Below are 26,964 nucleotides of genomic sequence, written 5' to 3'. Positions count from 1 at the left end.
GGTGCGCCTCGCTAGGCTGACCGCGTGACGGACTCAGAAAAGCCTACGCTCCTCATCGTCGACGGCCACTCGCTCGCCTTCCGGGCGTTCTACGCGCTGCCGATCGACAGCTTCGTCACGCGCGACGGGCAGCACACGAACGCCATCCACGGCTTCATCTCGATGTTCCTGGGGCTCCTCGCGAAGGAGAAGCCCACCCACGTGGCGGTCGCGTTCGACATCTCGCGCTACTCCTTCCGCACGCGCGAGTACCCGGAGTACAAGGGCACCCGCGGCGAGACTCCACCCGAGTTCGTGGGCCAGGTGCCGCTCCTGCAGGAGGCACTCGCCGCGATGAGCGTCACGACGATCACAAAGGAGGACTACGAGGCCGACGACATTCTCGCGACCCTCGCCTCCCAGGGCGCCGCGGAGGGGATGCACGTGCTCGTCGTCTCGGGTGACCGCGACACCATCCAGCTCGTGACCGACGACGTCACTCTGCTGTACCCGAACGCGCGAGGGGTCTCCGAGCTCAAGCGCTACGACCCGACGACGGTGCGCGAGCGCTACGGCATAGCGCCCGAGCAGTACCCGGAGATCGCAGCCCTCGTGGGCGAGACGAGCGACAACCTTCCCGGCATCGACAAGGTCGGCGAGAAGACCGCTGTGAAGTGGATCACCCAGTACGGCTCACTCGAGGGAATCTGGGAGCACATCGACGAGATCGGGGGAGTGGTCGGCAACAATCTGCGCGAGCAGCGTGATCGAGCCGAGCGCAACCGTCGGCTCAACCGCCTCGTGACCGATGTCGAGCTGCCCGTCGGCCCGCGCGACCTCGAGCGGCGTCCTATCGACGTGCCGGCGGTGCAGGAGGTGTTCGAGCGCTTGCAGTTCCGCACCCTGACCGAGCGCGTGCTCAAGATCGCCGCGAGCGAGGGCGCCGTCATCGACGACGCTCCCGCAGCCCCGCACGCCGACACGCCCGCGGTGCGCACGCTCGTGGACGAAGAGCTCGCGGCCTGGTTGCGCACCGCGACCACGACCGGCGGCGACATCGCCATGATCGTGGATGCTCCGCTCGGCGAACTCGCCGCGATCGGGCTCGCGACCGCGACCGAGAGCGTGCAGGTGAACTGGGCCGCGCACCGCCCCGACTACGCCGCACTCGAGCAGTGGCTCGCGAGCGACCACCCGAAGGTGCTCGCCGACGCGAAGACGGCGCACTCGGTGCTCAGCGCGCTCGACATCACCCTCGACGGAGTCGTGTGGGACGCGAAGCTCGCCGCGTGGATCGAGCGTCCCGGCGCGAAGTCGTACGCCCTCGCCGACCTCGTGCACAGCGTGCTCGGCGACACTCTGCCCGAGGCCGACCCCAACCAGCTGGTACCCGACACGGGCGCCGTCTCGCCCGCGACCTCGGCGTGGTACCTGCACCGCTTGGCCACCGCGCAGCGCGAGTCTCTCGTGGCGAGCAGTGCGACCGTGCTCACCGACCTCGACCTCCCGACCGCCCCGGTGCTCGCCGCCATGCAGCGTGCCGGAGTCGCCGTCGATCGGTCCGTGCTGGAAGCGCTGAGCGCCGAGCTCGCCGACGTGGCGGCCGACCTCGCCCAGAAGGCCTTCGCAGAGATCGGGCACGAGGTCAACCTCGGGTCGCCGAAGCAGCTGCAGGAGGTGCTCTTCGAGGAGCTCGGCATGCCGAAGACGCGGGCGACCAAGACCGGGTACACGACGGACGCGGCCGCCCTGGCCGATCTGCAGGAGGCGCATCCCCACCCCTTCCTCGGTCTGCTGCTGCAGCACCGCGACGCGACGAAGCTGCGTCAGATCATCGAGACCCTCGTCGCCTCGATCCACACCGACGGCCGCATCCGCACGACCTACGAGCAGACCGGCACGACGACGGGTCGCATCTCGTCGACCGACCCGAATCTGCAGAACATCCCCGTGCGCACGGAGGTTGGGCACCGGATCCGCGCCGCCTTCGTGGCCGGTGAGGGCTACGAGAGCCTGCTCACCGCTGACTACTCGCAGATCGAGATGCGCATCATGGCGCACCTCTCCGGCGACGAGGGGCTCATCGAGGCGTTCCGCTCGGGGGAGGATCTGCACCGCTTCGTCGGCGCGCGCATCTTCTCGGTCGACCCCGCCGACGTGACTCCGGCGATGCGCACCAAGGTCAAGGCCATGAGCTACGGGCTCGCCTACGGGCTCAGCGCCTTCGGGCTCAGCAAGCAGCTGCGCATCCCCTCCGCGGAGGCGAAGCAGCTCATGACCGACTACTTCGCGCGATTCGGAGCGGTGCGCGACTACCTGCGCAGCGTCGTCGAGCAGGCGAAGGTCGACGGCTACACCGAGACGATCTTCGGGCGGCGTCGGCCCTTCCCCGACCTCGCGAGCCCCAACCGGGTGCTGCGCGAGAACGCGGAGCGCGCCGCACTCAACGCCCCCATCCAGGGTTCCGCCGCCGACATCATGAAGATCGCGATGATCGGCGTCGCCAACGACCTGCGCGCGCAGTCGCTCGGGTCGCGCCTGCTCCTCCAGGTGCACGACGAGCTCGTGCTCGAGGTGGCGCCGGGGGAGCGGGAGTCCGTCGAGACCATCGTGCGCGAGCGCATGGGGAGCGCGGCCGAGCTCGCCGTTCCACTCGACGTGCAGGTGGGCGTCGGTGCCGACTGGGACGACGCCGCTCACTAGGCTGACCCGCATGACCGACTCCGCTCCAGCCCGCACCCCCACCCGCGTCGATGCGATCGCAGAAGGCTGGGTCGCCACCCTCGCCCAGCTCGACCCCGAGGTCGCCATCTACGCCGGAGTTCCCGGGCCCGTCGAGACCTTCGCCGACTACTCGCCCGAGGGCGTCGCCGAGCTCGCTCAGGCTGCCCGCGCAGCGCTCGGCGAACTCGAGGCTGCGGAGGCAGAGGACGCGGTCGACCGCGTCACGATCGCCGATCTGTCGAGCGAGCTGCGCCTGCACCTCGAGCTCGACGAGGCAGGGTGGACGGAGCGGGACCTCAACGTCATCGCCTCGCCCGCGCAGAGCATCCGCGAGATTCTTGACCTCCTGCCGACCGGCAGCGAGTCAGACTGGCACACCATCGCCGTCAAGCTCGGCAATGTGCCGGGCGCGCTCGAGGGATACGCGGCGACCCTGCGCGAGGGAATCCGGCTCGGTCGCACACCCGCGCGGCGACAGGTCGAGCGCGTGCTCGAGCAGGCCCGTCAGAACTCCGCGGCTGAGGGCTTCTTTGGCGACTTCACCGCCAGCGCGGCCCTTGCTGAGGGCGAGTTGAGCGCAGCGCTGCGCAGCGACCTTCGCCGTGGCGGCGAGACCGCGGCCGCCGCCTACGGCGCCTTCGCCGACTTCCTCGAGCACGAGCTCGCCCCCGCAGCGACGGAGACCGACGCCGTGGGTCGCGAGCTGTACACCCTTCACTCGCGCCGCTTCCTCGGCGCCACGATTGACCTCGACGAGACCTACGAGTGGGGCATCGAGGAACTCGCGCGCATGGTCGAGGAGCAGACCCGCACCGCCGACCTCATCCTGCCCGGCGCGAGCGTCGAGGAGGCCATCGCGCATCTCGAGCGCGACCCGGCCCGCAAACTGCACGGCCGCGAGGCGCTGCGGCAGTGGATGCAGCAGCTCAGCGACACCGCCGTCGACGAGCTCTCGCGCACGCACTTCGACATCCCGGAGCCCGTGCGGCGGCTCGAGTGCATGATCGCGCCCACCGCGGGTGGTGCGATCTACTACACGGGCCCGACCGACGACTTCTCGCGACCGGGGCGCATGTGGTGGAGCATCCCGGAAGGGGTCGACGAGTTCGACACCTGGCGCGAGGCGACGACGGTCTACCACGAGGGCGTGCCCGGCCATCACCTGCAGATCGGTCAAGCCGTCTACAACCGCGCGCAGCTGAACTCGTGGCGCCGGCTGCTCGCCGGCACGAGCGGTCACGCTGAGGGTTGGGCGCTCTACGCCGAGCGGCTCATGGAGGAGCTCGGCTACCTCGACGACCCCGCCGACCGGCTGGGCATGCTCGACGGTCAGCGCATGCGGGCCGCCCGTGTCGTGCTCGACATCGGCGTGCACCTCGGCAAGATCCACCCCGAGACGGGCGCGGTCTGGACGAGCGATGACGCCTTCCGCTTCCTGCACCGCCACGTCAACATGAACGATGGCTTCATCGACTTCGAGGTGCATCGCTATCTCGGGTGGCCCGGGCAGGCGCCCTCCTACAAGGTGGGTCAGCGCATCTGGGAGCAGCTGCGCGCCGAGACGCGCACTCGCGAGGGGGCGTCGTACAGCGACAAGTCCTTCCACAAGCGCGCACTCGACCTCGGGGGTGTGGGGCTCGACACGCTGCGCGGCGCGCTGCTGGGCTCGTGAACCGGTGGGCTGGCAGTTTGCCGGTCCGGCGCCGAGCAGGATAGGCTGGAGAGTCGTCGATGTGACGACCATCCTGTCCGCATGCCCGAAACGACACTCCAGAACCACGTCGTCCCGGGCCCGAATACTGTCCGCATCGGAGCACTCATCTCTATGACCACCGTAACGACCAAGGCACCCGAGCAGATCGCCATCAATGACATCGGCTCTGCAGAAGACTTTCTGGCCGCGGTCGAACTGACCCTCAAGTTCTTCAACGACGGCGACCTCATCGAAGGAACCGTCGTGAAGATCGACCGCGACGAGGTCCTCCTCGACGTCGGCTACAAGACCGAGGGCGTCATCCCCTCGCGCGAGCTCTCGATCAAGCACGACGTCGACCCCACCGAGGTCGTCTCCGTCGGCGACATGGTCGAGGCCCTCGTCCTCCAGAAGGAGGACAAGGAAGGCCGCCTCATCCTCTCCAAGAAGCGCGCGCAGTACGAGCGTGCCTGGGGTGACGTCGAGAAGATCAAGGATGACGACGGTGTCGTCACCGGTACCGTCATCGAGGTCGTCAAGGGCGGCCTCATCGTCGACATCGGCCTGCGCGGCTTCCTGCCCGCGTCCCTCATCGAGCTGCGCCGCGTGCGCGACCTCACGCCGTACCTTGGCCAGGAGATCGAGGCGAAGATCCTCGAGCTCGACAAGAACCGCAACAACGTCGTGCTCTCGCGCCGCGCCCTGCTCGAGCAGACGCAGTCCGAGACACGCTCGACGTTCCTCAACAACCTCGCCAAGGGCCAGGTGCGCAAGGGCGTCGTGTCGTCGATCGTCAACTTCGGCGCGTTCGTCGACCTCGGCGGAGTGGACGGCCTCGTGCACGTCTCCGAGCTCAGCTGGAAGCACATCGAGCACGCGAGCGAGGTCGTCGAGGTGGGCCAGGAGGTCACCGTCGAGATCCTCGAGGTCGACCTCGAGCGCGAGCGCGTCTCGCTCTCGCTCAAGGCGACGCAGGAGGACCCGTGGCAGGTCTTCGCCCGCACTCACGCGATCGGTCAGGTCGCACCGGGCAAGGTCACGAAGCTCGTCCCGTTCGGCGCGTTCGTGCGCGTCGCGGACGGCATCGAGGGCCTCGTGCACATCTCCGAGCTCTCGGCCAAGCACGTCGAGCTCGCCGAGCAGATCGTGTCGGTCGGTGACGAGGTGTTCGTCAAGGTCATCGACATCGACCTCGAGCGCCGTCGCATCTCGCTGAGCCTCAAGCAGGCGAACGAGGGCGTCGACCCCGAGGGCACCGAGTTCGACCCCGCCGTCTACGGCATGCCCACCGAGTACGACGAGGCCGGCAACTACAAGTACCCGGACGGCTTCGACCCCGAGTCGGGCGAGTGGAAGGACGGCTTCGACGAGCAGCGCGGCAAGTGGGAGCAGGACTACGCTGCCGCCCAGGCTCGCTGGGAGCAGCACAAGAAGCAGGTCGCGACCGCGCTCGTCGAGGACGAGAACCTGGAGGCTCCGTCCACCGGAGGTGCAGGGTTCAGTTCCGACGCCGCGGGTGCGGGCACCCTCGCCGACGACGAGTCGCTCGCCGCGCTGCGCGAGAAGCTCTCGGGCAACGTCTGATCTGAGTCACCACCCGTCACGCCCCGCGCGTGAACTGGGTCGAACGGGCCGTACTCCTCGCGAGTGCGGCCCGTTCGTGCGTTCGGGCAGCAGCGCTAGTGCGGTGAGGGGACGGGCTCGACGGACTGACGTCGACGCCCCGCCCGCCGGAAGGCGAGCACGACGGCGAGCACGAGCCCCACGAGAGCCACGATCACGAGCACGGGGATGAGGAGGGCGAGGAGGCTCAGAACGACCGCGCCGATGTCCTCACCGGTCGACAGCACGGGCGCGGCTGCCCCGGCCGTGAGGGTGTTGGCCGCGGGCCGGGCGAGCATCTTTCCGCCGTGCACCACGAGAGCGATGACGATGCCGACGACGACGGGCACCCACTGATCACCCTCGAAGAAGGCGGCGGGGTCGCTCACCGCGGCCGTCTGCGTGGCGCTTCCCGTGCCGAACACGATGCCGCCCGCCGCAGGGCGGATGAGCGTCTGGAGCCAGTCGTTGATCGAGTCGACCGCGGGAATCTTGTCGGCGATGATCTCGATCACGAGGAGCGCCCCGATGATGATGAGCACCCAGTCGTTGGTGAGCCATGCCCATGCGGCGGGCAGCTCGATGACGTCCACGAAGCGACCCGCGAGGCCGAGGATGAGGAGGGGGATGTAGGCGTTGAGACCCGCGGCGACCGCCAGGCCCGTGCCGGTGAGAATCTCGAGCACGTCGTCCTCCCTCGCGTTCGCTGAGCGCCATGATATCCGCTTCGGCCGCGTGAGCGCCGTTAGGCTGGAGCCCGTGGATGTGATCGCGCTGACGGGGGGAATCGCCGCGGGCAAGAGCACTGTCGCGCGCCGCTGGCGCGGGCACGGCGCAGTGATCATCGACGCGGATGCGCTCGCTCGAGAGGCGGTCGCCCCCGGCTCGGCGGGTCTCGAGGCCATCGCCGAGCGTTTCGGGGCCGAGGTGCTCGACGAGCACGGCACCCTCGACCGCGGCGCGCTGGGCCGTAGGGTCTTCGCCGACGAGGCTGAGCGCTCCGCCCTCAATGCGATCGTGCATCCCGAGGTTCATCGCCTCTACCACGAGTCGGTCGCCCGGGCGCGCGACGCCGATCCGGGAGCGCTCATCGTCTACGACGTACCGCTGCTCGGCCAGGCGCGCGGGCGCGACGAGTTCGGCCTCGTCGTGGTCGTGGATGCCCCCGCGCAGACCCGGGTGCGGCGACTGGTCGAGCATCGGGGCATGACGGAGGAGGAGGCGCGCGTGCGCGTCGCGGCGCAGCTGACGGATGATGAGCGGCGCGCACTCGCCGACATCGTGATCGACGCCTCCGGCACCCTCGAGCGCACCCTCGAGCAGGCGGACCAGGTGTGGAGCACAGTGCGCTCTCGGGCGAGTGTCGGGGGCGCGGAATAGGCTGGCGGCATGCAGCCGACCCGATCCGTGCGCCCCTTCGAGGTCGTCAGTGACTACCAGCCGAGCGGCGACCAGCCGCAGGCGATCGCCGAGCTCGCCGCCCGCATCAACGCGGGCGAGACCGACGTCGTGCTCCTGGGCGCCACGGGCACGGGCAAGTCGGCCACGACCGCCTGGCTCATCGAGCAGGTGCAGCGCCCGACGCTCGTCATGGCGCACAACAAGACCCTCGCGGCGCAGTTGGCGACGGAGTTCCGCGAGCTGCTGCCCCACAATGCGGTCGAGTACTTCGTCTCGTACTACGACTACTACCAGCCCGAGGCGTACGTGCCTCAGACGGACACCTTCATCGAGAAGGACAGCTCGATCAACGCCGAGGTCGAGCGGCTGCGGCACTCGACGACCAACTCGCTCCTGAGCCGACGCGACGTCGTCGTCGTGTCCACGGTGTCGTGCATCTACGGTCTGGGGGCGGCGGAGGAGTACCTCGAGGCGATGGTGGCGCTGCAGGTCGGGGAGACCATCGCGCGCGACGACCTCATCCGCCGCTTCGTCGGCATGCAGTACCAGCGCAACGACGTGGACTTCTCGCGCGGCAAGTTCCGCGTGCGCGGCGACACCATCGAGATCATTCCCATGTACGAAGAGCTCGCCATTCGCATCGAGATGTTCGGCGACGAGATCGAGGCTCTGTACGCCTTGCACCCGCTCACGGGCGATGTCGTGCGCTCCCTCGATGCGGTGTCGGTCTTCCCGGCGACGCACTACGCCGCCTCGCCGGCGACCATGGAGCGCGCGGTCGGCACGATCCGGGTGGAGCTCGAGGAGCGCCTGGCCGAGCTCGAGCGCCAGGGCAACCTGCTCGAGGCGCAGCGGCTGCGCATGCGCACGACCTTCGACCTCGAGATGATGGAGCAGATCGGGTTCTGCAGCGGTATCGAGAACTACTCCCGCCACATCGACGGCCGCGCGGCGGGGGAGCCGCCGAACTGCCTTCTCGACTACTTTCCGGAGGATTTCCTCGTCGTGATCGACGAGAGTCACGCGACCGTGCCCCAGATCGGCGCGATGTTCGAGGGCGACGCCTCACGCAAGCGCACGCTCGTCGAGCACGGCTTCCGCTTGCCGAGCGCGATGGACAACCGGCCGCTGCGCTGGGAGGAGTTCCTCGCCCGCACCGGGCAGAAGGTGTACCTCTCGGCCACCCCTGGCAAGTACGAGCTGGGCATCACCGACTCGGTCGTCGAGCAGATCATCCGCCCCACGGGCCTCATCGACCCAGAGATCGTCGTCAAGCCCAGCAAGGGCCAGATCGACGATCTGCTCGAGCAGATCCGCCAGCGCACCGAACGCGACGAGCGCGTGCTCGTGACGACGCTCACGAAGAAGATGGCGGAGGAGCTCACGGAGTTCCTGACGGAAGCGGGCGTGCGCGTACGCTACCTGCACTCCGACGTCGACACCCTGCGCCGCGTGGAACTGTTGCGCGAATTGCGCCAGGGCGTGTACGACGTTCTCGTCGGCATCAACCTGCTCCGCGAGGGGCTCGACCTGCCGGAGGTCTCGCTCGTGGCGATCCTCGACGCCGACAAGGAGGGCTTCCTGCGGTCGGCGACCTCGCTCATCCAGACCATCGGGCGCGCGGCCCGCAATGTGAGCGGCCAGGTTCACATGTACGCCGACACCGTGACGCCCTCGATGGCGCAGGCGATCGACGAGACCACCCGCCGCCGCGACCGCCAGATCGCCTACAACACCGAGATGGGCATCGATCCGACACCGCTCCGCAAGCGCATCGCCGACATCACCGATCAGCTCGTGCGCGAGGGCGCCGACACCGAGGCCCTGCTCTCCGGGCGCGGCGGGGGCAAGCGCGCTCCGGCACCGGTGTCGCGCCGGGAGGGGCGGGCGGCCTCGGGCGCCGCCGAGCTCGAGTCGATCATCGCCGACCTCAATGCGCAGATGCTCACGGCGGCCGACGAGCTCAAGTTCGAGCTCGCGGCGCGCCTGCGGGACGAGGTGCAGGATCTCAAGAAGGAGCTGCGGCAGATGATCGAGGTCGGGCACGTGCGCTGAGCGCTTCCTGCGCGATGAGTGCGCACGGCTCGTTGTCGGGGGCCCCACCTACAATGACGAGAGTGCCGGCTACTCCTGACGAATCCGTTCCCCACCTGAGCGTGCGCGGTGCGCGCGTGCACAATCTGCGCGACGTCGACCTCGTGATTCCGCGCGACTCGCTCGTGGTCTTCACCGGGCTCTCAGGCTCGGGCAAGAGCTCGCTCGCCTTCGACACGATCTTCGCCGAGGGGCAGCGCCGCTACGTCGAATCGCTCTCCGCGTACGCGCGGCAGTTCCTCGGCCAGGTCGACCGGCCCGATGTCGACTTCATTGAGGGGCTCAGCCCGGCCGTCTCGATCGACCAGAAGTCGACCAACCGCAACCCGCGCTCGACGGTGGGCACGATCACCGAGATCTACGACTACATGCGCCTCCTCTGGGCGCGCGTCGGCATTCCGCACTGTCCCGAGTGCGGGGAGCGCATCCAGCGCCAGACCGTGCAGCAGATCGCCGATGAGCTCATGACGCTCGAGAGCGGTCGGCGCTATCAGGTGCTCGCTCCCGTCGTCAGCCAGAAGAAGGGCGAGTTCGTCGACCTCTTCAAGGAACTAGCGGCGGGAGGGTACTCACGAGCGGTCGTCGATGGCGAGGTCATCCAGCTCAGCGACCCGCCCACGCTCAAGAAGCAGGTCAAGCACGACATCGCCGTGGTCGTCGATCGGCTCGTCGCGAAGGACGACATCCTCACGCGCCTCACCGACTCGCTCGAGACCGCGCTGCGGCTCACCGACGGCCTCGTCGTGATCGACTTCGTGGACGAGGAGGGGGAGGAGACGACCCGCACCTTCAGCGAAAAGCTCAGCTGCCCCAACCGTCATCCTCTGCGACTGACCGAGATCGAGCCTCGCACCTTCTCGTTCAATGCGCCCTTCGGCGCCTGCCCCGTGTGCTCCGGTCTCGGCACGCGCCAGGCGGTCGACGTCGACCTGCTCATCGGTGACCCGAGCCTCACCCTCAATGACGGCGTGATTCTCCCCTGGAACCAGCAGGGCAAGGGGCTCTACAGCTACTTCCAGAAGCTCCTGGGCGGCCTCGCGAACGACCTCGGGTTCTCCCTCGATACGCCGTGGGGAGAGCTCGAGGAGAGCACGCAGCACGCCGTGCTGCACGGCAACGACTTCGACGTGCGGGTGAAGTGGCGCAACCGCTACGGGCGCGATGTGACCTACACGACGGGCTTCGAGGGAGTCATCCCCTACATCGAGCGCAAGTACCGTGAGGCAGAAAGCGACTGGTCGCAGCAGAGGTTCGCCGAGTACCTGCGGGAGGTTCCCTGCCCCGAGTGCGACGGCGCGCGCCTCAAGCCCGAAGTGCTCGCCGTGCTCGTCGACGACCGCAACATCGCCGAGGTCGCCGAGCTGAGCCTGCAGGACGCCTTTGCATTCGTCACCGCGATCAGCCTCACCGAGCGGGAGGCGTCGATCGCCGCGGCCGTGCTGCGGGAGATCAGAGCGCGCCTGGAGTTCCTCCTCGAAGTCGGTCTCGGCTATCTGACGATGGCCCGTGCGGCCGGCAGCCTCTCCGGCGGCGAAGCGCAGCGCATCCGGCTCGCGACGCAGATCGGCAGCGGCCTCACCGGCGTGCTCTACGTGCTCGACGAACCGAGCATCGGGCTGCACCAGCGCGACAATCGGCGACTCATCGACACTCTCGTCAAGCTCAAGAACCTCGGCAACACCCTCATCGTCGTCGAGCACGACGAAGACACCATCCGCACGGCCGATTGGATCGTCGACATCGGGCCGGGTGCGGGGGAGCACGGCGGGCGTGTCGTGCACTCCGGCTCCTACGCCGGGCTGCTCAAGAACAAGGAGTCGATCACGGGGGACTACCTCGCCGGTCGGCGGCAGGTCATCGAGCGCGTGACACGGCGGCCGATCGACCGCGGGCGCATCCTCACCGTGGAGGGCGCGCGTGCCAACAACCTGCAGAACGTGACCGTCGACTTTCCCCTCGGCGTCTTCGTCGCGGTGACGGGCGTGAGCGGCTCCGGCAAGTCGTCACTCGTGAACGACATCCTCTACAAGGTTCTCGCCAACCGGCTCAACGGGGCACGGCAAGTGCCGGGCAAGCACGCGCGCGTGCACGGGCTCGAGCACCTCGACAAGGTCGTGCACGTCGATCAGGCACCCATCGGTCGCACACCCCGTTCGAATCCCGCGACGTACACGGGCGTCTTCGACCGCATTCGCTCGCTGTTCGCCGAGACGCTCGAGGCGAAGTCGCGCGGCTACCTGCCCGGGCGATTCAGCTTCAACGTCAAGGGCGGTCGCTGCGAGAACTGCGCGGGCGACGGCACCATCAAGATCGAGATGAACTTCCTGCCCGACGTCTACGTCGCGTGCGAGGTCTGCCACGGTGCCCGCTACAACCGTGACACCCTCACCGTGCACTACAAGGGCAAGAACATCTCCGAAGTGCTCGACATGCCCATCGAGGAGGCGGCGGAGTTCTTCGAGCCCATCTCGGCCATCCACCGCTACTTGAGAACCCTCGTCGACGTGGGCCTCGGGTACGTGAGACTCGGCCAGAGCGCCACGACGCTCTCGGGCGGCGAGGCGCAGCGCGTCAAGCTCGCGACGGAGCTGCAGAAGCGATCGATGGGCCGCAGCGTCTATGTGCTCGACGAGCCCACGACGGGGTTGCACTTCGAAGACGTGCGCAAGCTGCTCGTCGTACTGGGAGGCCTCGTCGACAAGGGCAATACCGTCATCGTCATCGAGCACAACCTCGACGTCATCCGGGCCGCCGACTGGCTCATCGATCTCGGGCCCGAAGGCGGCGCCGGCGGCGGTCAGGTGCTCGTCACGGGCACGCCGGAGCAGGTCGCTCAGCACGCCGACAGCTACACCGGGCAGTTCCTCGCCGAACTGCTGCCGCAGACCGAGGTCATCGGCGCCTGACATGTCCACGCGCGAGCACTGGCGCCCCGCACGCGGAGAGATTCCCGTCGAGCCGGGGGTCTACCGCTTCCACGACGAGAGCGGTCGAGTTCTCTACGTGGGCAAGGCCAAGAACCTGCGCTCGCGGCTGAGCAACTACTTCCAGCCACTCACGAGCCTGCACGAGCGCACTCGTCGCATGGTCACGTCGGCGCGCGGCGTCGAGTGGACCGTCGTCGGCAGCGAGCTCGAGGCGCTGCAGCTCGAGTACACCTGGATCAAAGAGTTCGACCCGCCCTTCAACGTGCAGTTTCGAGACGACAAGACGTACCCCTACGTCGCCATCACCCTCGGCGAGAGGGTGCCGCGGGTCATGGTGACGCGCACGCGCGGCATGGAGGGCGCGCGGTACTTCGGCCCGTACACGAAGGTCTGGGCGGTGCGGGAGACCATCGACATCCTGCTCAAGGCCTTCCCCATGCGTTCCTGCTCGAATGCCATCTACCAGCGCGCGCAGCGCACCGGCCGGCCGTGCCTGCTCGGGGACATCGGCAAGTGCGCGGCGCCGTGCGTGGGCCGCGTAACGCCCGAGCAGCATCGGGGCATCGCCCTCGATCTCGCCTCCTTCATGGCGGGCAACGACGAGCGCTTCGTGCGCGATCTCAAGCAGCGGATGGCGGCCGCGGCCGCCGAGCTCGACTACGAGAGCGCCGCGCGGCTGCGCGACCAGGTCGGCGCTCTCGAGACTGCTCTCGCCAAGAACGCGATCGTGCTCGCCGAGGACGTCGATGCCGACATCTTCGGTGTCGCGTACGACGAGCTCGCTGCCGCTGTGCAGCTGTTCATCGTGCGCGGCGGGCGCATTCGCGGGGTGCGCGGATGGGTCGTCGACACCGAGCTCGATGTCACGCTCGCCGAGCTCGTCGACACGGTGCTGCAGAAGGCCTACGACGATGGCACGGTACCGGCGCGCGAGGTCATCGTGCCCGCCGTGCCCGACGACGCGGCCGCCCTGCAGACGCTGCTGGGGGAGCGGCGGCGTGCCGCGAACGAGCGCGGTGCCGTGACGGTGCGGGTGGCCCAGCGCGGCGAGAAGGCCGCCCTCGCGCAGACCGTCGCCACCAATGCGCAGGGCGCCCTGCGCCTGTACAAGACCCGTCGGAGCGGCGACTTCACCGCGCGCTCCCAAGCGCTGGCCGACCTCCAGGAAGCCCTCGGGCTCGAGAGCGCGCCACTGCGACTCGAGTGCTTTGACGTTTCCCATCTCGGCGGCACCAACCAAGTGGCGTCCATGGTGGTCTTCGAGGACGGGCTCCCGCGCAAGAACCAGTACCGCACCTTCGCGATCCCGCAGGCCCGCGACGACACCGATGCGCTCTACCAGGTGCTGCGACGGCGCCTCGCTCACCTTGATCGCGGGGTGAGCGAGGAGACCGGTGCGGCAGCCGTGCTCGCCGACTCCGGTGATGCAGCGGTCGGCGACGGAGAGGTCGTCCAGGAGTCGACCCGCCAGTCCTTCCACTACCGGCCGGGTCTGCTCGTCGTCGACGGCGGGCAACCGCAGGTCGAGGCGGCAGCCCGCGCCCTGCACGACGAGGGGATCGACGACATCGCCGTCTGCGGCATCGCGAAACGGCTCGAGGAGATCTGGCTGCCAGGAAACCCGTACCCCGTGATCCTGCCGAGAACCTCGGACGCACTGTTCCTCCTGCAGCGACTTCGCGACGAGGCGCACCGCTTCGCGCTCCGCTACCAGCGCACGACGCGCTCGCGAGATATCCGCAGTCGGCTCTCCACGGTGCCGGGTCTCGGCCCCACGCGCATCAAGCGGCTCCTGCAGCACTTCGGCTCCGTCGCCCGCCTGCGGGCGGCGTCCACCGAGGAGATCGAGAAGGTCGACGGCATCGGCGCGGTCGTCGCGGCGGCGATCCATCGCGAGCTTCGCGACGGCGCGGGAGTCTAGGCTGGTGCCGCCCCATTCCCGACCTGAACACGAGGCCACCGTGAGCGAGAGCACGCCGAACGACGTCCTCATCGTCACAGGCATGTCCGGAGCCGGGCGCTCCACAGTCGCGAATGCTCTGGAAGATCTCGGCTGGTACGTCGTCGACAACCTGCCGCCGCAGATGCTGCGCCCGCTCCTCGACCTCGCCATGCACCCGGGCAGCGCGCTGCCCTCCATCGCCGCCGTCGTCGACGTGCGCGGAGGGAAGCTCTTCGCCGATCTTGCGAGCAACATCGGCGAGCTTCGCGAACGCACGCCCGTGCGTGTCGTGTACCTCGACGCGACCGATCAGGCGCTCGTCCGTCGCTTCGAGCAGGTGCGACGACCGCACCCGCTGCAGGCCGACGGCACCCTGCTCGACGGCATCGCGCGCGAGCGCGCACTCATGAGCTCGGTGCGCGAACTGAGCGACCTCATCATCGACACGAGCGAGTACAACATCCACCAGCTCGCCACGACCGTCACCGAGCTCTTCGCCGACGAGGGTCGAGCCCTCGTGCGGGTGACGCTCGAGAGCTTCGGCTTCAAGTACGGCATCCCGACGGACGCCGACATCGTGGCGGATGCGCGATTTCTGCCCAACCCCTTCTGGCAGGACGAGCTGCGCGGTGCCACGGGGCATGACCCTCGGGTGAGCGAGTTCGTGCTGGAGCAGGAGGGAGCGCGGGAGTTCGTGCAGCACTTCGTCGCCGCCCTCGGCCCCGTCCTCTCCGGGTACGCTCGAGAGAACAAGCCGCACGCGACGATCGCGGTCGGCTGCACCGGGGGCAAGCATCGCTCGGTCGCGCTGGTCGAGGAATTCGCCACCCACCTCCGCGGCATGCCCGGCATCGATGTGACCGTGAAGCACCGCGACCTCGGACGCGAGTAAGGTCGAGTGTCATCCCGACCCGCAGGGCGAGGACGAGGCAGAACGAGAGGAGCGCGATTGTGGCGCTGACCGCCGACGTGAAAGAGGAACTGGCACAGTTGGCGGTCACCAAGACCACCGTGCGTGCGGCCGAGCTCGCGACCGTGCTGCGCTTCGCGGGCGGGCTCCACCTGATCTCCGGTCGTGTGGCCGTCGAGATCGAGGTCGATGCGCCGGCCATCGCGCGCCGCGTGCGGAAGGATCTCGCTGAGTTGTACGGCATGCGCAGCGACGCGGCCGTCATGTCGCCGAGCGGCATTCGCAAGACTCCCACCTACCTCGTCCGAGTTCTCGAGGGCGGCGAGACCCTCGCGCGTCAGACGGGACTGCTGGATGCGCGGCGGCGCCCCGTGCGGGGCCTCCCGAACCGGCTGACGACCGGCACCAAAGAGGAACTCGCGGCCGTCTGGCGGGGTGCCTTCCTCGCGCACGGCTCCCTCACCGATCCGGGGCGGTCAGCGGCTCTCGAGATCAGCTGCCCCGGCAACGAGTCCGCGATGGCGCTCGTGGGGGCCGCTGGTCGACTCGGCATCCCCGTGAAGGCTCGCGAGGTGCGCGGCGTGCACCGCGTCGTGATTCGTGACGGCGACAAGATCGGGCTCATGCTGCGCACGATGGGCGCCGAGCGCACGGTCGAGGACTGGGAGGCGATGCGGCAGCGCCGGGAGGTGCGCGCAACAGCGAACCGCCTCGTCAATTTCGACGACGCCAATCTCCGACGCTCGGCGCAGGCCGCCGTCGCGGCCTGCGCGCGCGTCGAGCGAGCGCTGCAGATCCTCGAGGACGACCTGCCCGACCACCTGCGTTACGCCGGTGAGCTGAGGCTCAACCATCGCGATGCGAGCCTGGACGAGCTGGGCCACCACGCCGATCCGCCCATGACCAAGGACGCCGTCGCCGGGCGCATCCGGCGCCTGCTGGCGATGGCGGACAAGAAGGCTGAGCAGCTGGGCATTCCCGGGACGGAGGCCGGGCTCCCCGCTGAGGTCGACTGAGCGTGAGGTGGGTATCGGGAACACACTGGGAGGCCACGGGGTTGCCCTCACTAGACTGATCACCCGTCAGGAGGGTCGCGCGCACGGCGTTGCGGCCTGACGAGAATTCGCGAGGAGAGATACGCACATGTCCGTCTACACCCTTCCCGAACTGTCCTACGACTACGGTTCGCTCGAGCCGCACATCAGTGGCCGCATCATGGAGCTCCACCACTCGAAGCACCACGCCGCGTACGTCGCCGGCGCCAACAGCGCTCTCGAGGGCATGGCGGCCGCGCGCGAGTCGGGAGACTTCGCCAACATCAACCGACTGGAGAAGGATCTCGCCTTCCACCTGGGCGGCCACGTGAACCACTCCATCTTCTGGACCAATCTGTCGCCCGAGGGCGGCGACAAGCCGACCGGCGAGCTCGCGAGCGCGATCGACGAGTTCTTCGGCTCCTTCGACCAGTTCGTCGCGCACTTCACCGCGGCCTCCATGGGCATTCAGGGTTCCGGCTGGGGAGTGCTCTCCTGGGACCCGATCGGCCGTCGGCTCGTGATTCAGCAGCTCTTCGATCAGCAGGGCAACACCGCCCAGACGACCGTTCCGCTGCTGCAGCTCGACATGTGGGAGCACGCCTTCTACCTCGACTACGTCAACGTCAAGGCCGACTACATCAAGGCATTCTGGAACATCGTCAACTGGCAGAACGTCGCAGACCGGTTCGCCGCGGCGCGCTCAGGCACCGACGCCCTCCTGCTACTGTCGTAAGCGGCATCGTGGCCGGGGCGATGTCCCCGGCCACACTCTTGTCACCACCACCACCCCCACCCGGACCATCCCACGGCGCCGTGGAGCGCCCCCACGACAAGGAGCTCACGTGAGCGTGAAGATCGGCATCAACGGATTCGGACGCATCGGCCGCAACTACCTGCGCGCGGCTCTCGCCCAGGGCAGCGACCTCGAGATCGTCGCGGTCAACGACCTCACGGACAACGCGGCCCTCGCGCATCTACTCAAGTACGACTCCGTCGGCGGCCCGCTCGCCCACGACGTCTCGCACGACGGCGACTCGATCACGGTGGGCGATAAGCGCATTCGCGTCTTCGCCGAGCGCGACCCCGCCGACCTTCCCTGGGGCGACCTAGGGGTCGACATCGTCATCGAGTCGACCGGTCGCTTCACCAAGGCTGAGGATGCAAAGAAGCACATCGCCGGCGGCGCGAAGAAGGTCCTCATCTCGGCTCCGGCCTCGGGCAACGACGCGACGATCGTCATGGGCGTCAATGAGGAGAGCTACGACCCGGCCTCCGACGTCATCATCTCGAACGCGTCGTGCACGACGAACTGCCTCGCGCCCCTCGCGCAGGTCTTCAACGACGCCTTCGGCATCGAGCGCGGCTTCATGATGACCGCGCACGCCTACACCGCTGACCAGAACCTGCAGGACGGCCCCCACAGCGACCTGCGTCGTGCCCGTGGTGCGGCCATCAACATCGTTCCCGCCTCGACCGGCGCCGCCAAGGCCATCGGCCTCGTGCTGCCCGAGCTCAACGGCAAGCTCAGCGGCTCCTCGTACCGTGTGCCCGTGCCCACCGGATCGATCGTCGACCTCACGGTCATCACCCCCGCCGAGGGCCTCACCGCGGAGACCATCAACGCGGCCTACAAGGCCGCCGCTGCGGAGGGGCGTCTGAAGGGCATCCTGCAGTACACGGAGGACCCGATCGTCTCGAGCGACATCCAGCTCAACCCGCACTCGTCGATCTTCGACTCCGAGCTCACGAACGTAAGCGGCAACCTCGTCAAGGTCTCCGCCTGGTACGACAACGAGTGGGGCTACTCCAACCGCCTCGTCGACCTGACCGAGTACGTCGGCGCGCGGCTCTAGCCGAGCATCCAGGAGAACCGTCGTGGCCCTGCGCACGATCGAATCCCTCGGAGACCTCTCCGGCCGCCGCGTCATCGTTCGGTGCGACCTCAACGTGCCGCTCTCCGACGGCGTCGTGACGGACGACGGGCGCATTCGTGCGTCCCTGCCGACGCTCAACGCCCTTCTGCATCGGGGCGCGCGCGTCATCGTCGTCTCGCACCTGGGCCGGCCGGAGGGCGCGCCGGACGCGCGCTACAGCCTCAAGCCGGTCGCCCAGCGCCTGTGCGAGCTGCTCGGCACACCCGTCGCCTTCGCGGAGGACACCGTCGGGTCTGCCGCGGAGAAGACCGTCGGGGCACTCGAGGACGGCCGCATCGCGCTGCTCGAGAACCTGCGGTTCAACGCGGGGGAGACGAGCAAGGACGAGACCGAGCGCCGGGCCTTCGCCGAGCGCCTCGCGCGCTTCGGGGACGCCATGGTCTCGGACGGCTTCGGGGTCGTGCACCGCAAGCAGGCGAGCGTCTTCGAGCTCGCGCAGCTGCTGCCGAGCGCTGCGGGTTCGCTCATCGCCACCGAGCTCGAGGTTCTTGACCGCCTGACCGAGACCCCCGAGCGCCCCTACACGGTCGTCCTCGGCGGGTCAAAGGTCTCCGACAAGCTCGGCGTCATCGCCCACCTGCTGCCCAGGGTCGACCGTCTTCTCATCGGCGGCGGCATGCTCTTCACGTTCCTCAAGGCGCAGGGGCATGCGGTCGGGGCGAGCCTGCTCGAGGAGGATCAGCTCGACACGGTGCGCGCCTACCTCGATGAGGCGCGCGAGCGGGGCGTCGAGATCGTCCTGCCGACGGACGTCGCCGTCGCCGAGTCGTTCTCGGCCGACGCCGCCCACACCGTCCAGCCAGCAGACGACCTCGAGGGCGGACCCGCAGGAGCAGCCGGTATCGGTCTCGACATCGGTCCCGACACCGCTGCGCGATTCGCCGCGCTCGTCTCGTCCTCGGCCACCGTGTTCTGGAACGGGCCGATGGGCGTCTTCGAGTTCCCGCCCTTCGCGGCGGGCACGAAGGCGGTCGCCGAGGCGCTGTCCAGGATGCCCGGCCTCGGCGTCGTCGGCGGTGGCGACTCTGCTGCGGCCGTGCGCGCACTCGGCTACCGCGACAGAGATTTCGGCCACGTCTCCACGGGAGGCGGCGCCAGCCTTGAGTTCCTCGAGGGCAAGAAGCTACCCGGACTGGAGGTCCTCGGATGGTCATGACGCGCACCCCGCTCATCGCGGGCAATTGGAAGATGAACCTGGACCACCTGCAGTCGATCGCGTTCGTGCAGAAGCTGGCCTGGTCCTTGCGCGACGCGAAGCACTCCTCAGCAGAGGTGGAGGTGGCGGTCTTCCCGCCCTTCACCGATCTGCGCAGCGTGCAGACGCTCATCTCCGCCGACAAGCTCGACCTCGCCCACGGTGGGCAGGATCTCTCTGCGCACGACAGCGGCGCGTACACCGGCGAGATATCGGGCGCCTTCCTCGCGGCCCTCGAGTGCCGCTACGTCATCATCGGTCACTCCGAGCGGCGGCAGTACCACCACGAGGACGACGCGCTCGTCGCCGCGAAGACGGTCGCCGCCCTGCGTCACGGCGTGACGCCGGTCGTCTGCGTGGGCGAGACTGCGGAGGACCTCGAGGCGCACGGCCCCTCGGCAGTTCCCGTGGGGCAATTGGCCGCGGTGCTTGCCGAACTCGCTCCCGACCAGGAGATCGTGGTCGCGTACGAGCCGGTCTGGGCGATCGGCTCGGGCCAGGCCGCGACACCCGAACAGGCTCAGCAGGTCTGTGTAGCGCTGCGCGCGGAGATCGAGACTGCCCTCGGGGCCGAGGCAGCGCAGCGTACGCGCATCCTCTACGGCGGCAGTGTGAAGGCCGCGAACATCGCCGGTTTCATGAAGCAGAAGGACGTCGACGGCGCCCTCGTCGGGGGAGCGAGCCTCGACGTCGACGAGTTCTCCGCCATCGCCCGCTTCCCGAAGCACGTCGGCACTGTCTGACGCACCAGCCCTTCCCTGTCCGGTAGGGTAGGAGACTGTCCGAAACGCTCGAGAGGTTCTATCCGTGGAAATTCTTCAGGTCGTGCTCCAGGTCATCCTGGGAATCACGAGCCTCCTGCTGACGCTCATGATCCTGCTGCACCGCGGTCGCGGTGGCGGGCTCTCCGACATGTTCGGCGGCGGCGTCACGTCCAACCTCGGTGCATCCGGGGTGGCGGAGCGGAACCTCAACCGCATCACGATCATCCTCGCCCTCGTCTGGGTGTCCGCGATCATCGTGCTCGGTCTCATCACGCGCTTCGACGCGGCATAGGGGGAAACGTCATGGTGTCAGGAGGAAGCGCTATTCGCGGTTCCCGAGTCGGTTCGGGCCCCATGGGGGAGCAGGACCGCGGGATTCAGGCTGAGCGCCTCACGATCTCGTACTGGGATGCGCTCGGCAACGAGACGGTGCGCCACTTCGCCGCGAATCTGCCAGAGGAGGAGATTCCGGAGACGATCGATTCACCGGCCTCGGGCCTGCCTGCGGGGCGCGACAAGAACAACCCGCCCGCGATGGCGAAGAACGAGCCGTACAAGACGCACCTCGCCTACGTGAAGGAGCGCCGCAGCGACGAGGAGGCCAAGCAGATCCTCGATGAGGCACTGCAGCGCCTGCGTCAGCGTCGCGGCACCGCCTAGCAGCTCCGCCCTTATCCGGCTCCAGCGCTCATCACGTGTCGGTCGGGCGCCAGGTCTCCGGTTGCCAGTCGGACTGGTCCATCGCGCCCGTCCAGTACGACGTCGGTGCGATGAGGGCCTCGGGAACCTCGGCGGAGGCGTCCTCGTCGACGAAGAACACCGTGCGCTTCGTGCCCTTCGCCCCGGCCGCCGGCACGTCGGCGAAGGACGCGCCGGCGAGAGCCAACCCCAGTGCGGGTGCCTTGTCGGCACCGGCGAGAACGAGCCAGATGCGCTCGGAGCGGCGCAGCAGGGGCAGGGTGAGGCTCAGTCGACCGGGCGGCGGCTTGGGGGAGTCGTGCACGGCGATGACGCTGGCGCGCTCGATGGTCGGTCCTTCCCGGTCGGGGAAGAGCGACGCGATGTGGCCATCGGGGCCGACCCCCAGGAAGGTGATGGCGAACGTGGGGAACTCCGCACCGTCAGCGTGCGCGCGCAACGCCTCCTCGTAGCGCTCGGCCGCCTGCTCGAGCTCGATGCCGTCATCCGAGGCGGGGAAGGCGTGCACGTTGTGCGGCGGGATCGCGATGTGATCGATGAGCGCGTGGCGGGCCTGGGTCTCGTTGCGATCCGCGTCACCGCGCGGCAACCATCGCTCGTCGCCCCACCACAGGTGCACGGCACTCCAGGCGACGCTGTCACGGCCCGGGGAGTGCGCGATCGCCTCGAGCACCTCTATGCCCACGCTGCCTCCCGTGAGCACGACGTGCGCCCTCCCCTCGTCCTCGATGAGGTCGACGAGCTTGGTGAGGAACCGGGCGGCCACCGCTCCCGCGAGGGTCGAACGGTCAGGATGCACGAGCACGCGTCGATCGGTGGTCACGAGTATCACGAGCCTTTCAGGTGGGGCGGGGCGCAGCGACGACTCAGCGCGTAGTGGTGGCGCTCTCGCGAGACGCGGCGAGCACGGCACCGAACACGTCGTCCGGGTCGAGCCTACGCAATTCCTCTGCGAGGCACTCCCGCAGCCCGCGGCGCGGCAGCGAGATCTCATGATCGGGCTGCCCCGGCTGGGTGAGGGTTCCCACGGCGGGCTCGGTGCGCGCGAGGCGGATCGGACCGCTCGCGCGGTGCAGGACGACGCTGTGGATGCCCGACGCAGGGGCGTACCCCTCGGTGCGCACCTCGACGGGAACCTCGAGTCGCCACTTCAGCCATGCCGCGAGCAGCGTGGTCGAGGGCGCATCCGGCGCCCCGGAGACCTCCACCGCCGCGATGCTCTCGTACGGAGGCTGGTCCAGCGCCGCTGCGAGCTGAGCACGCCACAGGGTCAGGCGGGTCCAGCCGAAGTCCGTATTGCCGGGTCGATAGCCCGCCGCGACGCGATCGAGGGCTGCGACGGGGTCGCTGCTCGCCGCCGAGTCGGTGATCCGACGCTGCGCGAGACGCCCGAGGGGCGTGTCGCAGACGCCTTCGGGACACTCTTTGGGCCACCAGGAGACCACCGGGGCATCCGGCAGCAGCAGCCCCGTCACGAGGCCGCGCTGGTCGCTCGCCGTCTCACCGTAGGCACGCAGCACGATGACCTCGCTCGCCCCGGCGTCGCCGCCGACCCGAATCTCGGCGTCGAGCCGCGGGGTCTGCTCCGCGTCGTCGGTCGAGACGACGATGATGCGCATCGGGTGCTCGCGCGACGCCTCGTTGGCAGCGGCGATGACCTCCTCCTCGTCACCGATCGTCGACACGATGATGAGCGTGAGCACGCGTCCGAGCGCGACCGCACCCGCCTCGTCGCGAATGCGCACGAGGGTCTTCGAGACCGCGCTCGCGGTCGTGCTGGGCAGGTCGATGATCATGGGCGCCTCCAGACTCGTCCATCGCGCGCGAGCAGATCGTCGGCGGAAGCGGGGCCCCAGGTTCCCGGAGCGTAGGACTCGGGCGTACCCTGCGTCGCCCAGAACTCCTCGATGGGGTCGAGGATCTTCCAACTGAGCTCCACCTCCTCGTGCCGGGGGAAGAGCGGAGGCTCGCCCAGCAGGACGTCGAGGATGAGTCGCTCGTAGGCTTCGGGGCTCGCTTCGGTGAAGGCGTGGCCATAGCCGAAGTCCATCGTCACGTCGCGCACCTGCATGCCGGCGCCGGGAACCTTCGATCCGAAGCGGATCGTCACACCCTCATCAGGTTGCACGCGGATGACGAGGGCGTTCTGGCCCAGTGCCGAGGTCTGGCTCTCCGCGAAGAGGTACTGAGGCGCTCTCTTGAACACGACAGCGATCTCCGTCACGCGGCGCCCGAGCCTCTTGCCCGCCCGCAGGTAGAAGGGAACTCCCGCCCACCGTCGCGTGTTGATGTCGAGCCTCATGGCGGCGTAGGTCTCGGTCACCGACTCAGGGTTCATGCCCTCCTCCTCGAGGAAACCGGGAACCCACTCACCGCCCTGCCAGCCACTCGCGTACTGGCCGCGCGCGGTGCCCGTGGCGAGATCCTTCGGCAGACGCACGGCCGAGAGAACCTTCTCCTTCTCGGCGCGCAGATCCGCCGCCGCGAACGACACGGGTTCTTCCATGGCGGTGAGGGCGAGCAGCTGCAAGAGGTGGTTCTGGATGACGTCTCGGGCCGCCCCGATGCCGTCGTAGTACCCGGCTCGACCCCCGACGCCGATGTCCTCCGCCATGGTGATCTGCACGTGGTCGACGTAGTTCGCGTTCCACAGCGGCTCGTAGAGCATGTTCGCGAATCGCATCGCCAGGATGTTCTGGACCGTCTCCTTGCCGAGATAGTGGTCGATGCGGAACACCGAGTCGGGCGGAAAGACGGACTCGACGACGTCGTTGAGCTCGCGTGCGGTGCGCAAGTCGCTGCCGAAGGGCTTCTCGATGACGACGCGCCGCCACTGACCGTCGTCGGCCTTCGCCAGTCCGCTGCGGCGCAGCTGCTCCGTCACGAGCGGGAACGATTTGGGCGGAATCGACAGGTAGAAGGCATGGTTGCCCATCGTGCCGCGCTCGCGGTCCAGCTCGGCGACGGTCTGGGCGAGCCGGGTGAACGCCTCGTCGTCGTCGAACTCACCCGAGACGAAGCGGATGCCGTGGGTGAGCTGGCGCCAGACATTCTCGTCGAACGGCGTGCGCGCATACTGCTTCACCGCGTCGTGGACGACCTTCTCGAAGTCCTGCGTGTCCCAGTCGCGCCGGGCGAAGCCGACGAGCCCGAAGCCCGGCGGCAGCAGACCGCGATTGGCGAGGTCGTACACCGCGGGCATGAGCTTCTTGCGCGAGAGATCGCCCGTGACGCCGAAGATGATGAGTCCGCTGGGCCCCGCGATGCGGTTGAGGCGTCGATCATCGAGCGATCGCAGCGGATTATGGTCGGAGGAGATCTCGACCGGTGACATGGAGCTCCTAGCGGTCGGGTCGATCAGGATGCGGCGGCGATGACGGCCGCGATCGCGTCCGCATCGCTCACGGTCAGGGTCACGACGGGGCGCCCGTGCTCGGCGAGCACCGCGGAGTCGCCCGCCGCCTGCGCCGCGATGAGCTCACCGAAGGTGAACGGGCGGTCGGCGATCTCGAGGTCGGTGCTCGACCTCCCGACGATCTGCAGGAACACACCGTGCGCTGGTCCGCCCTTGTGGTACTGCCCTGTCGAGTGCAGGAACCGCGGGCCCCACCCGAAGGTGACGGGCCGTCCGGAGCGGGCGGCGAGGTGGTGGCGCACCGCTTCAAGCTCGGGGTGGGCCTGCCGGTCGAGGTAGGCGTGCACCGAGATGTAGCCGTCGGCGGGCGTCGCCTCGCGGAGACGATCGATGGCCTCGGCGATCGTGGATGCTCCCGCCAAGAGCTCCTGTGGTCCACGTGCCTCGACCCCGCCTTCGACGAAGACGGGCTCGGTCGGCTCGGGACGGTGATCCAGCAGCCCGCGCGCGGCGATCTTCGCCGATTCCACGTCGGGCTGGTCGAACGGGTTGATGCCGAGCAGGCGACCGGCGACCGCGGTGGCGTACTCCCACGTCATGAGCAGCGCACCGAGTGAGCCGGAGATCTCGATCTCATCGTCCGCGACCTCGCGTGTGGCGCGCGAGTCTCCGACGAGACGCAGCACCTGAACGTCGGGGGAGCCCGAGCTGAGCTCGGGTGCGTCGGGGCCGACGACGACCGGCAGGATGCCCGTGCCCTCCTTGCCCGTGGATTCCGCGACGAGCTGCTCGATCCAGTCGCCGAGACCGACGACGTGGGTGCCGTCGGCGACGATCACGAGCTTGTCGCGGCGCGGCGTCGCGCCCGCGATGGCGGCGGCGAGTTGCAGACCCGGGTTCGACGGGGAGTCGACCGCGAGGGGCAGCGATGCCGCCTCGGCCTCGTCCAGGAGCTGATCGAGGTCGACACCCGCGAGCCCGGAGGGCACGAGCCCGAAAGCTGTGAGTGCGGAATAGCGGCCGCCCACGGTGGGGTCTGCAAGAAAGACGCGGTAGCCGGCGGCGCGCGAGGCCTCCTCCATGGGAGAGCCCGGGTCGGTGACGACGACCATGCGCTCGGCAGGATCGATCCCCGCCGCGCGGAACGCGGTCTCGAAGGCGCGCTTCTGGCTGTCGGTCTCGACCGTCGAACCCGACTTGGAGGAGACGACGACCGCGGTGGACTCGATGCCCTCCTCCACGGCGGAGCGCACCTGACCGGGGTCGGTGGCGTCGAGGACGACGAGGGGCACCCCTGCCGTGCGCGTGATCACCTCGGGGGCGAGCGAGGAACCACCCATGCCGCACAGCACGATGCGCGTGACGCCGGCCTCGGCGAAGTGGTCCCGCAGCGCAGCGATCTCGCCCACGAGGGGGCGCGAGATCGTCACTGCCTGCGTCCATCCCAGTCGCTTGCCGGCCTCGTCCTCCGCCTCGGGGCCCCACAGTGTCGCGTCGCCCGCCGTGATCCGGCTCGCGACGAGCTCGTCGACGAGTGCCGGTACGAGTCGGTCGATGGCCTCCTGGGCCGACCCTCGTGCCGCGACGACGACCGTCATCGTGCCGCCTCCAGTGCGGCGGCGACGGTGTCGAGCAGTTCGTTCCAGCTCACGACGAACTTCTCGACGCCTTCCTTCTCGAGGAGGGCCGTCACCTCGTCGTACGAGATGCCGAGTTCGGCGAGGCTGCTGAGCACTGCCCGCGCGTCGTCGTAGTGGGCCGTGACCTGGTCGCCCGCGATGACACCGTGGTCGAAGGTGGCCTCGAGAGTCTTCTCGGGCATCGTGTTCACGGTGTTGGCGACGGCGAGCTCGGTGACGTACAGGGTGTCGGGCAGGCTCGGGTCCTTGACCCCCGTCGACGCCCACAGGGGACGCTGCGCGTTGCCGCCCGCCGACAGCAGCGTTGCAGCACGGTCGGTCGCGAACGAGCTCTCGAACAGTTCGTAGGCGAGTCGTGCATTCGCGACGCCAGCCTTGCTCTTGAGGGCGAGGGCTTCGGGCGTGCCGAGGTCGACGAGCCGCTTGTCGATCTCGGTGTCCACGCGCGAGACGAAGAAGGACGCGACCGAGTGGATGGTGGAGAGATCGATGCCCGCGGCGTGAGCCTTCTCGAGGCCCGCGAGGTAGGCCTCGATGACCTCGCGATAGCGCTCGAGGCTGAAGATGAGCGTGACGTTGACGCTGATGCCCGCCCCGATGGTCTCTGTGATCGCCTCGAGGCCCTCGCGCGTGGCGGGGATCTTGATCATGGCGTTGGGGCGATCCACCGTCGACCAGAGTGCGCGCGCTTCGGCGATCGTGCCGGCGGCGTCGTGCGCGAGGCCGGGCTCGACCTCGATCGAGACGCGGCCATCGCGACCGTTTGTCGACTCGTAGACGCCCGCGAAGATGTCGCTCGCGGCAGCGACATCACTCGTGGTGATCGCGAAGACGGCGTCGGTGACGCTCGCCTCGGCGCGCGCGAGCTCGCTCACCTGCTCGTCGTAGGTCGTGCCCGTGGCGAGGGCGGCAGCGAAGATCGTCGGGTTCGTCGTCACGCCGACGACGTTGCGGCTCTCGATGAGGGCGGCGAGCGCACCGGACGAGATGCGGTCGCGGGAGAGGTCGTCGAGCCAGATGCTGACACCGAGCTCGCTCAGCTGTGCGGTGGGGGTGGAGGTCATGGGG

At 68.7% G+C, this 26,964-nt stretch carries 21 protein-coding genes; 15 read left to right on the top strand and 6 right to left on the bottom strand.

Annotation, left to right across the window (positions count from 1 at the left end; genetic code table 11):
* Nucleotides 1-24 precede the first annotated feature (24 nt).
* From polA to rpsA, 3 genes are all read left to right on the top strand, one after another.
* Complete coding sequence (gene polA, locus FK219_RS01565) at nt 25-2,682, top strand: DNA polymerase I (RefSeq protein WP_152582852.1); 2,658 nt, start codon at nt 25-27, stop codon at nt 2,680-2,682.
* 10 nt (nt 2,683-2,692) lie between these two features.
* Nucleotides 2,693-4,375 carry a DUF885 domain-containing protein gene (locus tag FK219_RS01560; protein ID WP_152582851.1) on the top strand — a complete coding sequence of 561 codons (1,683 nt, stop codon included), beginning with the start codon at nt 2,693-2,695 and terminating at the stop codon, nt 4,373-4,375.
* A 153-nt stretch (nt 4,376-4,528) separates the two neighbouring features.
* On the top strand, nt 4,529-5,980 hold the full coding sequence (gene rpsA / locus FK219_RS01555) for a 30S ribosomal protein S1 (RefSeq protein ID WP_152582850.1): 1,452 nt from the start codon (nt 4,529-4,531) through the stop codon (nt 5,978-5,980).
* Between the two features lie 95 nt (nt 5,981-6,075).
* On the opposite strand, the gene FK219_RS01550 is transcribed toward rpsA, so the two are convergent.
* Nucleotides 6,076-6,684, bottom strand: a complete 609-nt coding sequence (locus FK219_RS01550) for a DUF4126 domain-containing protein (protein ID WP_328821561.1) — start codon at nt 6,682-6,684, stop codon at nt 6,076-6,078.
* Nucleotides 6,685-6,757: 73 nt separating this feature from the next.
* Here FK219_RS01550 and coaE point away from each other — a divergent pair, with 73 nt between their 5' ends.
* The 12 genes from coaE (at nt 6,758) to FK219_RS01490 (ending at nt 20,862) form a co-directional block, all read left to right on the top strand.
* Nucleotides 6,758-7,378 (top strand): dephospho-CoA kinase, encoded by a 621-nt coding sequence (coaE, locus tag FK219_RS01545; RefSeq protein WP_152582848.1) that lies wholly within the window; start codon nt 6,758-6,760, stop codon nt 7,376-7,378.
* A gap of 9 nt (nt 7,379-7,387) precedes the next feature.
* Nucleotides 7,388-9,454 (top strand): excinuclease ABC subunit UvrB, encoded by a 2,067-nt coding sequence (uvrB, locus tag FK219_RS01540; RefSeq protein WP_152582847.1) that lies wholly within the window; start codon nt 7,388-7,390, stop codon nt 9,452-9,454.
* Nucleotides 9,455-9,507: 53 nt separating this feature from the next.
* Complete coding sequence (gene uvrA / locus FK219_RS01535) at nt 9,508-12,399, top strand: excinuclease ABC subunit UvrA (protein WP_152582846.1); 2,892 nt, start codon at nt 9,508-9,510, stop codon at nt 12,397-12,399.
* A gap of 1 nt (nt 12,400) precedes the next feature.
* On the top strand, nt 12,401-14,341 hold the full coding sequence (uvrC, locus tag FK219_RS01530; RefSeq protein ID WP_152582845.1) for an excinuclease ABC subunit UvrC: 1,941 nt from the start codon (nt 12,401-12,403) through the stop codon (nt 14,339-14,341).
* Between the two features lie 40 nt (nt 14,342-14,381).
* Entirely contained in the window at nt 14,382-15,254 is an 873-nt protein-coding gene (gene rapZ / locus FK219_RS01525; RefSeq protein WP_328821559.1) for an RNase adapter RapZ, read from the top strand.
* Nucleotides 15,255-15,313: 59 nt separating this feature from the next.
* On the top strand, nt 15,314-16,288 hold the full coding sequence (gene whiA / locus FK219_RS01520; protein WP_152582843.1) for a DNA-binding protein WhiA: 975 nt from the start codon (nt 15,314-15,316) through the stop codon (nt 16,286-16,288).
* Nucleotides 16,289-16,415: 127 nt separating this feature from the next.
* Nucleotides 16,416-17,042: a superoxide dismutase gene (locus tag FK219_RS01515; RefSeq protein ID WP_152582842.1), complete on the top strand. Its 627-nt coding sequence runs from the start codon at nt 16,416-16,418 to the stop codon at nt 17,040-17,042.
* Between the two features lie 109 nt (nt 17,043-17,151).
* Nucleotides 17,152-18,162, top strand: a complete 1,011-nt coding sequence (gene gap, locus FK219_RS01510) for a type I glyceraldehyde-3-phosphate dehydrogenase (protein WP_152582841.1) — start codon at nt 17,152-17,154, stop codon at nt 18,160-18,162.
* A gap of 22 nt (nt 18,163-18,184) precedes the next feature.
* On the top strand, nt 18,185-19,399 hold the full coding sequence (locus FK219_RS01505; protein WP_152582840.1) for a phosphoglycerate kinase: 1,215 nt from the start codon (nt 18,185-18,187) through the stop codon (nt 19,397-19,399).
* Complete coding sequence (gene tpiA / locus FK219_RS01500; RefSeq protein ID WP_152582839.1) at nt 19,396-20,181, top strand: triose-phosphate isomerase; 786 nt, start codon at nt 19,396-19,398, stop codon at nt 20,179-20,181. Before FK219_RS01505 ends, tpiA begins: the two co-directional genes overlap by 4 nt.
* 64 nt (nt 20,182-20,245) lie before the next feature.
* Nucleotides 20,246-20,494 (top strand): preprotein translocase subunit SecG, encoded by a 249-nt coding sequence (gene secG / locus FK219_RS01495; protein WP_152582838.1) that lies wholly within the window; start codon nt 20,246-20,248, stop codon nt 20,492-20,494.
* Nucleotides 20,495-20,505: 11 nt separating this feature from the next.
* Nucleotides 20,506-20,862 (top strand): RNA polymerase-binding protein RbpA, encoded by a 357-nt coding sequence (locus FK219_RS01490; protein ID WP_152582837.1) that lies wholly within the window; start codon nt 20,506-20,508, stop codon nt 20,860-20,862.
* Nucleotides 20,863-20,893: 31 nt separating this feature from the next.
* On the opposite strand, the gene pgl is transcribed toward FK219_RS01490, so the two are convergent.
* From pgl to tal, 5 genes are read right to left on the bottom strand one after another with little or no spacing between them, the layout of a single operon-like run.
* Nucleotides 20,894-21,724: a 6-phosphogluconolactonase gene (gene pgl, locus FK219_RS01485; protein ID WP_152582836.1), complete on the bottom strand. Its 831-nt coding sequence runs from the start codon at nt 21,722-21,724 to the stop codon at nt 20,894-20,896.
* Nucleotides 21,725-21,767: 43 nt separating this feature from the next.
* A complete protein-coding gene (locus FK219_RS01480) occupies nt 21,768-22,697 on the bottom strand; it encodes a glucose-6-phosphate dehydrogenase assembly protein OpcA (protein WP_152582835.1) in 930 nt (309 codons plus the stop codon).
* Nucleotides 22,694-24,235, bottom strand: coding sequence for a glucose-6-phosphate dehydrogenase (zwf, locus tag FK219_RS01475; protein ID WP_152582834.1), 1,542 nt, complete (start codon nt 24,233-24,235; stop codon nt 22,694-22,696). Before zwf ends, FK219_RS01480 begins: the two co-directional genes overlap by 4 nt.
* Before the next feature lie 23 nt (nt 24,236-24,258).
* Nucleotides 24,259-25,854 (bottom strand): glucose-6-phosphate isomerase, encoded by a 1,596-nt coding sequence (locus FK219_RS01470; RefSeq protein ID WP_152582833.1) that lies wholly within the window; start codon nt 25,852-25,854, stop codon nt 24,259-24,261.
* The gene (tal, locus tag FK219_RS01465; protein ID WP_152582832.1) at nt 25,851-26,960 is read right to left on the bottom strand and encodes a transaldolase; all 1,110 of its coding nucleotides are present in this window, start codon (nt 26,958-26,960) and stop codon (nt 25,851-25,853) included. The genes FK219_RS01470 and tal overlap by 4 nt, the downstream gene beginning before the upstream one ends.
* Nucleotides 26,961-26,964: the final 4 nt, after the last annotated feature.

This window comes from Microcella pacifica, from assembly GCF_009371975.2.
Classification (GTDB): Bacteria; Actinomycetota; Actinomycetes; order Actinomycetales; family Microbacteriaceae; genus Microcella; species Microcella pacifica.
Note: the sequence above shows the minus strand (reverse complement) of the source record. Positions and strands in the feature narration are given on the sequence as shown.